Origin of the sequence: uncultured Sphingomonas sp. (assembly GCF_946477935.1) — a bacterium.
Taxonomy (GTDB): Bacteria; Pseudomonadota; Alphaproteobacteria; order Sphingomonadales; family Sphingomonadaceae; genus Sphingomonas.
Map to the genome: position 1 here is coordinate 1 of NZ_CAMLAC010000192.1, position 7,086 is coordinate 7,086.

Below are 7,086 nucleotides of genomic sequence, written 5' to 3' on the forward strand. Positions count from 1 at the left end.
CCGCGCCCGTCGGACGCTGCCACCAGCAGCCTCGCCGCGCGCGCCGGGGCGGTGCTGAAGGTGGTGCGGCCGGTGAAGCCCGAAGACGATTATGTCGCGGCGATCGGGGACAACCGCAAGATGCTGGTGTTTCCGCTGACGGAGTTTGCCGAGCTGGCGCGTGGTACGGGGGTGCAGTTGCAGCGGTATCGCGACGGCGGGCTGTCCGACGCGACGACCTTCGTGTTCAAGGACGGGCTGAGCTGGCCGATGGGCGGCGATACGGGGCGCGTGCGGGTGGAGCATGACCTGTCGGCATGGCGCACCGCGCGCGGGGCGGCGGGGCGGATGCCGCCGACCGGGTTTCCGCGGGACAATCGTTTCACCTGACGGCACCCCGTAAGCAGGATGGTCGCGCCAGTAAAATTCCTGCTTCCGGTAAAAACGCGTTCCGCTTTTAGGTCGTTTTAACGAACCGGGTCGTAGATCGGTCGGGCAATGGCGACGGCTGCACTTGATCCTACCGATTATCCGCTGGGGCTGGATGCCTCGGTGGTGGTGCGGATGATCGAGATGATGTCGATCCCGGCCGCCGTCGTCGAGGTCGGCGGCGGGACGGTCACCGCATCCGCGACCAACAAGGCGTTCCGGCGGGGCGGATTTGGCATCGTCAACGGACGGGCACGGTTGCTGAGCGCGTTGGCCGAAAGAATCGAGGCGTTTCTGGCCTCGGGCGAGCGGCAGAGCGCCTTTGCACATGCGCATGGCGAGGCGATCGACTGTCGCTTCTTCGAGGTGACATTGTCGCGATCGAGTCCGATGGTGCGCAACCGGTGCGTCGTGATGCTGGTCGACCAGACCGCGCAACATCTGAGCGAGCGTTCCTTGCGCCGCGAGATGAAGACCGACGCGCTGACCGGCCTGCCCAATCGCGAAGGCTTTGGCGACCTAATCGAACAGGCCATGGCGTGCGCCCGGCGTCATGCGGTGCTGGTGGTCGATCTGCACCGGTTCGGGCAGTTGAACGCGTGCATGGGATCGCTGGTCGGCGACGAGCTGCTGATCACGGTGGCCCGCCGGATCAAGGGGGCGTTGCGCGCACGCGACACGCTGGGACGAATCGGCGGCGACGAGTTCGGCATCCTGATGGCGATCGACGACCAGGCCGAGGAAGCGCAGGTTCTGGCGGCGCGCATCCAGCGTGCGCTCGCCGCACCGTTCCGCCTGACCGATTACGAGATCAGCGTCGAGGGGGCGGTAGGCATCGCCTATGGCTTTGAGGGGGATGACGACGCGGAGGAGATGATCCGCCACGCGCAGTTCGCGGTGAAACGGGCCAAGCAGAGCGGCCGATCCGAGATATACCAGCCGGCGGCGTTCACCATCGCCCGCGCGCAGTTCGCGATGGAAACGGAATTGCGCCACGCGGTCGAGGGAAGGCGGTTGCGGCTACATTACCAGCCGATCTGCGACCTGGGCTCCGGCCGGATCATCAAGTTCGAGGCGCTGGCGCGGTGGCGCACAGAGGACGGGCGCGAGATTTCACCGACCGAGTTCATCCCGGTGGCAGAGGAATCCGGCCTGATCGTGCCGCTGGGGCGCTGGGCGATCCAGGAAGCGGCATCGACACTGGCGGCGTGGGACGCCGCGGCGGGCGGCGATTGCGGCGTGCGGATGGCGGTGAACCTGTCCGCGATCCAGTTGCAGCGCGATGCCGTGGTGAGCGTGATCGAGGCGGCGCTGACCGCCGCCGGGCTTACCGGCGACCGCTTCACGCTGGAATTGACCGAAAGCGTGATGGTGAGCGATCCCGATCGGATCGCCGGCACGATGCTGGCGCTGAAGGGGCTGGGCACCACGCTGGCGCTGGACGATTTCGGCACCGGCTACTCCAACCTGGCCTATCTGCAAAAACTGCCGATCGATATTCTGAAGATCGACCGCAGCTTTGTGGCGGGAATGCTGGCGGATCGCGACAAGATCGCGATCGTGCGCGCGATCCTGAGTCTGGCCCAGGCGCTGGGCATGCGCACGACCGCCGAGGGGATCGAGTCGATCGAATTGGGCCAGACGCTTGCCGCGCTCGGCTGCAATTACGGGCAGGGCTATGTCTATGCGCGGCCGCTGGATGGCGCGGCCGCCTGGTCGATGCTGGCCGACCGCAACGCCTGAACCACCGCATCGTCAGCCAGTTCTAGAACGCGGGAGGCCGGGGGAAAGCCTTCGGCGATCCACTGCGTCTCCACCGCGCGCAGCACGGCGGCGACCTGTGGCCCCTTGCGCAAACCCCGTTCCACCAGCGCGCCGCCGCCGATCGGCAGGGGAGGCGGGGTCCGGCCGGCAAGCGCCGCCGGATCGCTGCCGGACAGCAGCAGACGATCGGTGGCGGAGATGAGGCCGTGGCGATAGGCGAGCGCGCGGGGGCCTTCCGCGCCGGGGCCGTGGGTGGCGGCGACCAGTCGCTTGCGATCGGTGTTGGAGAGTTTCAGCCGGGCGCCGACATTCTCGGCGGTGGCAGCCGGCACCAGGGCAGCGAGGCGGCGAACGGCATCTGCGGCGACACCCGAATCCCCCTCTCGCCGGGCGAGCAGCGCCAGTCGGGCGACGCCGTCCGTGTCGATTTCCGGCAGCACCGCACGCAGGATGCCGCGCTCGACCATCAGACCAACAACCGGGACCGCGCCCGCGGTGACCAGCAGCTTCAGCAACTCGCTGGCGATCCGCTCGCGCGACAGCGCCATCAGGTCATTGGCGCGCTCCGTACACGCTTCCAGTCCGGCATCGTCGATCGCATCGCCGAAGCGCGCATGGAAACGGAAGAAGCGCAGGATACGCAGATGATCCTCGGCGATACGACATAGCGGATCGCCGATGAAGCGGACGCGGCCGGCACGCAGATCGGTCAGGCCGTCGAAATAGTCGTACAAGTCGCCGGTGACGGGATCGGCGTAGAGTGCGTTCATGGTGAAATCGCGCCGGCCCGCATCCTCACGCCAGTCGTCGGTGAAGGCGACCACGGCATGCCGGCCGTCGGTGGCGACATCGCGGCGCAGCGTCGTCACTTCGACCGGGCCGCCGGGCAGGACCGCGGTGATGGTGCCGTGCGCAATGCCGGTCGGCACCGCCTTGAACCCTGCCGCCGTGACCCGTTCGATCACCGCCTCCGGCGACAAGGGAGTGGCAAGATCGATATCGGCAACAGGTATATCCAGCAGCGTATCGCGCACCGCACCGCCGACGATGCGGGCCGTGCCCAGGGCGGCGGCAAGTGCCAACAGGCCGTCATGCGCGTGCCACGCCTCCGTGGAGAGGGGGGCGGTGGAGAGGTGGGTCGTCATACCTACGACACCGCCCAAGCCGGCACGGCCGCCAGACGGCGCGAGAGGTTCACGATCATCGCCGCGGTAGCGCCCCAGATACGTCGGTCGTTCCACATGATCTCGTAGAAATGACGATCCTGGCCGCGCCAATGGGCGCTGGCACGAACATGGTTAGTAGGGTCGAGGAGGAAGGCGAGGGGCACCTCGAACACGCTCGCCACCTCCGCCTCGGCCGGGATGAGAGGCAGGTCCGGCGGGACGGTGCCGATGACCGGCGTGACGGCATAGCCGGTGACGGTGCGATAGCGATCGGCGATCCCCACCACGGTCACGGCCGCCGGGGGAAGCGCGATCTCCTCCTCGGCTTCGCGCAGCGCGGTGGCGACGATGTCGGCATCCCCTGCATCGGCGCGGCCGCCGGGAAAGGCGATCTGGCCGGCATGGCGCCGCAAGGTATCGGTCCGCTGGGTCAGGATCACGCCCGGCGCGGCACGGTCGGTGATCGCGACGAGCACGCCGGCATCGGTCAAGGACGACGGTTCGGCAATCTCGTCCGCCATGTCGCCGGCCAGCAGATCGACCACGGGCGTTTCGGCCATGGCGGCGGCCAGCCGCTCGGCGAGCGTCATTCAGACGGCTCCAAAGGGAAGAAGGCGCCGTTGCTCCACACGCCGGGCACCGCATCCCCGGCGGCAAGCGCGCGTTCGGCCAGTTCGTAATAGACCGGCCGTGCGACTAGCGCCTCCAGCCCGCGGCGGACGTGAAGATAGGGGCGGGGACCGTCCTCCCCCTCGACAAAGCGCAGCATGTGGTCCGGGCCGGCGGTAACGAGGTCGCCGGTGTTGAGCTGAAAGGCCAGACGCGCGGCGGAGCCGACCCCCTCCGCCTGCATCGCCACGGCGACGAAGGGGGCGTCCTCGACCGCAATGTCCAGCTTTTCCACGGGCGTAACGAGGACGTGCGACCCGTCCGCCTCGCGACGCAGGATGGTGGAGAACAGACGGACCATCGCGGGACGCCCGATCGGGCTGTTCTGATGATACCAGGTACCGTCGCGCGCGATCCGCATCTCGCTGTCGCCGCAATGCGCAGGCGTCCAGCTATCGACCGGCGGCAGACGCGCCTCCTCGACCGCGCGGGCGATCTCGGCCAGGCTCATCGTGGCAATATCGGGGGGAAGGTCCATCGGCATCGCCGTGGGAGGTAGGCGCACGCGTGCGCGGCGTAAAGGTTCAGGCCGGGGTACGGTGGCGGGGGCCGAGCAGACCCGCCGCGTCCGGCACGTCGCCACCGCGGGCAAGCAGGCGGTGCCGCTCCACCGGGCCAGGCAAGCGCCAGCCGGTGCTATGCTCGGCCGAAAAGCCGAAGAAGCGGCCATAATATTCCGGATCACCGATCAGCATCAGGGCGCCGTCCAGCCCATGTTCGGCAGCGGCCTCCAGCGCACGGGCAACGAGACGGCGGCCGATGCCGTCGCGCTGGCGTTCGGGGGTGACCGCGACGGGGCCGACCATGACGAGCGGGTGCGCGGTGCCGTCGTCGCGGACAAGCGCGATCGGCCAGCACTGGATCGAGCCGATCAGCCGTTCACCTTCCCATGCGGCGAAGCCGAGTTCGGCAATCGCCTGTGCATCGCCGCGCACCTTGTAAGCGGTTCGGGTGTGGCGGCCCGGCCCGAAGGCGCGGTCGAGCAGCACCTCCACCTCAGCAGCGTCGGCGGGATCGAGCGGGGCGATCACGATCGGAGAGGTCGTCACGGGCGAAGAATTCCTGGCCGGGCCGGAAAGGCCACGAAGCGCGCGCGCCTTAACGCGGCGGGCGGCGAACGCAAGCGGCATTGCCTTTGGAGGCCAAGCGAGTAGAGGCCGCTGCCCATGGAAGACAGCCTTCAGCTCGAAGTTCACGATCTCGAAGTCCAGGTGCTGACCGGCATCTATTCGGAAGAGACGCATCTGCCGCAACCCTTGCGCATCTCGCTCACGGTGGATCTGGAATGCCCGGCCCGGTTCGCGCCCGATACCCCGCTGGGCGCGTCGAAAAACTATCTCGATCTGAAACATGCAGCGACCACGGCGTTGCCGGCGGGGGTGCATTTCACCCTGATCGAAGGGGTGGCCGACCACATCTGCGAAACGTTGTTCCTGCAGGATGCGCGGGTGCGCCGGGTGCAGGTGAAGATCGTGAAGCTGGCGATCGCCGAGGATGGCGAGGCGATCGGCATCACGCTGGTCCGTCACCGGCGCTGAGCCCGATGCGGATCGACGTTCATCCCGATGACGACGTCGCCGGACTGGTTCGCGGCACGCAGGGCGAATCGGTGGTGCTGGTGATCCTGCCCGGTCGCGACGCGCTGGCGCAGGCGGTGGCGCTGGCGGCGATCGGGCCGCTGGCCATCGAACGCGCGCCGGACCGGATCAATGCGGTGGTGTCGGGTGAGGGGGCAGAGCCCGGGGCCGTGGATGCAGCGGTGGCGTTTCTGGATGCCGCCCCTTCTACCACCGGTCAGGTGTTGACGGTCGGCGCCTGACGGGCGCGCCCGCACGGACCCAGGGCCGCCACGACGAAGCGGTAATCCTCCCGGGCGATGTCGGCATTGTCGCCCTGCAACTGGTCCGTGCTGGCGTCAGGCAGGCTGTCAGGCAACGCGCAGGCAAGGCGATACCAGAGCAGGGTGTCGCGCTTCGGCGGGCCGGCGGCATCGTCGACAATCTCGCTGAGAGCCACCGCCCAGCGCGGCTGTTCGCCCGGCCGGCGCAGTACCGACAGCGATACGGGGCGGCGGTCTGCCGTGGTCAGGAAAATCTGCGTCTCGCCTTCGCCGGGCAGGGATCCAGGTACGTGAAAGGCGTTGCCGACCCCGGTGATGACCGGCGGCGCGTCCTGCGCCAATGCCTCGCGGGTGATGGCGCGGGTGCGCGCGTCCAGATCGGGCGACCAGGGCAGTTGCGCGTCGGGCGCGATCAACTGCAGCTGATCGGGGGCGGAGGGCACGCGCCGGGCGAACAGCAGCACGCGCATCTTCTTCAGCTTGGGCGCCCGACCACGCGCATCCAGACCGACATCCAGCAGATAGCCGACACGCGGCGGCACGCCGCCGGCGCCGCGCACGAGCGCGGTCACGTCCGCCTCGATATAGAAGCGTTGCTGTCCTGGTGGGACGGACGCGGCCTCGGCACCCTTAATCCTGGTGGCCGAACGGACGGTTGCATCGACGATCACGGGCGCGGACAAGACCAGATCGGCCAGATCGGCATAGGCGGGACCGGCCGGTGCCGCTGCGGCTACCTGATTCGCGGCGGCCGCCGGCTGGGTGGCGGCGGCGGCAAAAGCGAGGGCAAGCGCGGGCATGGTGACGGTCGCGGCGAAAAAAGAAGAGCTGAAACGCATCATGCGCTTGCACATAGGCGCTTGCGGATTAACGATACAGAAATAATTCCGTCACGGCTGGATTGTAGGATTATTACGTCTGACAAAGCGTTTGCACCACGGCATGGGTCGCGATAGGGTTGAGGCTCTGCCGTGCATGCTATGCGCCTTGGCAGGAGTTTCCGCATTCCCGCCCACGGCGAAGCGAAACTGGCAGATTGAGGAGTGTCGTTGCTGAATGGCCTATACTGACCAGAAGATGTCTGGGGGCAAAATCGGCGCCATCGTAATCGTGGTGCTGATCCACGCCGTCCTGGGCTATGCCCTCGTCACTGGTCTTGCGACCAATTTCGTGAAGAAGGCTGCCGAAAAGCTGAATACGTTCGACGTCGAGGAGCCACCGCCCCCGCCGCCGCCGGAC

General features: G+C 67.8%; 8 protein-coding genes and 2 pseudogenes. 5 read left to right on the forward strand and 5 right to left on the reverse strand.

What is annotated here, in order from left to right; all coding sequences use genetic code 11:
• Both Q0U08_RS15855 and Q0U08_RS15860 read left to right on the forward strand, forming a co-directional pair.
• A pseudogene (locus tag Q0U08_RS15855) lies at nucleotides 1-369 on the forward strand (DNA topoisomerase IV subunit A); the annotation flags it as partial.
• 186 nt (nucleotides 370-555) lie between these two features.
• On the forward strand, nucleotides 556-2,151 hold the full coding sequence (locus Q0U08_RS15860; protein ID WP_298092535.1) for a bifunctional diguanylate cyclase/phosphodiesterase: 1,596 nt from the start codon (nucleotides 556-558) through the stop codon (nucleotides 2,149-2,151).
• Here Q0U08_RS15860 and Q0U08_RS15865 read toward each other — a convergent pair.
• From Q0U08_RS15865 to Q0U08_RS15880, 4 genes are read right to left on the reverse strand one after another with little or no spacing between them, the layout of a single operon-like run.
• Complete coding sequence (locus Q0U08_RS15865) at nucleotides 2,091-3,317, reverse strand: CCA tRNA nucleotidyltransferase (protein ID WP_298092527.1); 1,227 nt, start codon at nucleotides 3,315-3,317, stop codon at nucleotides 2,091-2,093. The genes Q0U08_RS15860 and Q0U08_RS15865 overlap by 61 nt on opposite strands.
• Nucleotides 3,318-3,319: 2 nt before the next feature.
• Nucleotides 3,320-3,928, reverse strand: a complete 609-nt coding sequence (locus Q0U08_RS15870) for a CoA pyrophosphatase (protein ID WP_298092529.1) — start codon at nucleotides 3,926-3,928, stop codon at nucleotides 3,320-3,322.
• Nucleotides 3,925-4,491 carry a DUF1285 domain-containing protein gene (locus Q0U08_RS15875; RefSeq protein ID WP_298092536.1) on the reverse strand — a complete coding sequence of 189 codons (567 nt, stop codon included), beginning with the start codon at nucleotides 4,489-4,491 and terminating at the stop codon, nucleotides 3,925-3,927. The genes Q0U08_RS15870 and Q0U08_RS15875 overlap by 4 nt, the downstream gene beginning before the upstream one ends.
• 40 nt (nucleotides 4,492-4,531) lie before the next feature.
• Nucleotides 4,532-5,056, reverse strand: a complete 525-nt coding sequence (locus Q0U08_RS15880) for a GNAT family N-acetyltransferase (RefSeq protein WP_298092530.1) — start codon at nucleotides 5,054-5,056, stop codon at nucleotides 4,532-4,534.
• A 117-nt stretch (nucleotides 5,057-5,173) separates the two neighbouring features.
• Here Q0U08_RS15880 and Q0U08_RS15885 point away from each other — a divergent pair, with 117 nt between their 5' ends.
• Together Q0U08_RS15885 and Q0U08_RS15890 are read left to right on the forward strand one after the other, a co-directional pair.
• Nucleotides 5,174-5,545 (forward strand): dihydroneopterin aldolase, encoded by a 372-nt coding sequence (locus tag Q0U08_RS15885; RefSeq protein ID WP_112381115.1) that lies wholly within the window; start codon nucleotides 5,174-5,176, stop codon nucleotides 5,543-5,545.
• 5 nt (nucleotides 5,546-5,550) lie between these two features.
• Complete coding sequence (locus tag Q0U08_RS15890) at nucleotides 5,551-5,826, forward strand: Rossmann fold domain-containing protein (protein WP_298092532.1); 276 nt, start codon at nucleotides 5,551-5,553, stop codon at nucleotides 5,824-5,826.
• Here the strand turns inward: Q0U08_RS15890 and Q0U08_RS15895 are convergent.
• Complete coding sequence (locus tag Q0U08_RS15895) at nucleotides 5,802-6,647, reverse strand: hypothetical protein (protein WP_298092533.1); 846 nt, start codon at nucleotides 6,645-6,647, stop codon at nucleotides 5,802-5,804. The two genes, Q0U08_RS15890 and Q0U08_RS15895, sit on opposite strands and share 25 nt — an antisense overlap.
• Nucleotides 6,648-6,903: 256 nt before the next feature.
• Between Q0U08_RS15895 and Q0U08_RS15900 the strand changes: the two are divergent.
• A pseudogene (locus Q0U08_RS15900) lies at nucleotides 6,904-7,086 on the forward strand (energy transducer TonB); the annotation flags it as partial.

Coding starts and splice junctions, on each gene's coding strand:
- Q0U08_RS15860 (WP_298092535.1), top strand. CDS start 556: ATGTCGATCCCGGCCGCCGTCGTCGAGGTCGGCGGCGGGACGGTCACC.
- Q0U08_RS15865 (WP_298092527.1), bottom strand. CDS start 3,317: ATGACGACCCACCTCTCCACCGCCCCCCTCTCCACGGAGGCGTGGCAC.
- Q0U08_RS15870 (WP_298092529.1), bottom strand. CDS start 3,928: ATGACGCTCGCCGAGCGGCTGGCCGCCGCCATGGCCGAAACGCCCGTG.
- Q0U08_RS15875 (WP_298092536.1), bottom strand. CDS start 4,491: ATGCCGATGGACCTTCCCCCCGATATTGCCACGATGAGCCTGGCCGAG.
- Q0U08_RS15885 (WP_112381115.1), top strand. CDS start 5,174: ATGGAAGACAGCCTTCAGCTCGAAGTTCACGATCTCGAAGTCCAGGTG.
- Q0U08_RS15890 (WP_298092532.1), top strand. CDS start 5,551: ATGCGGATCGACGTTCATCCCGATGACGACGTCGCCGGACTGGTTCGC.
- Q0U08_RS15895 (WP_298092533.1), bottom strand. CDS start 6,647: ATGCCCGCGCTTGCCCTCGCTTTTGCCGCCGCCGCCACCCAGCCGGCG.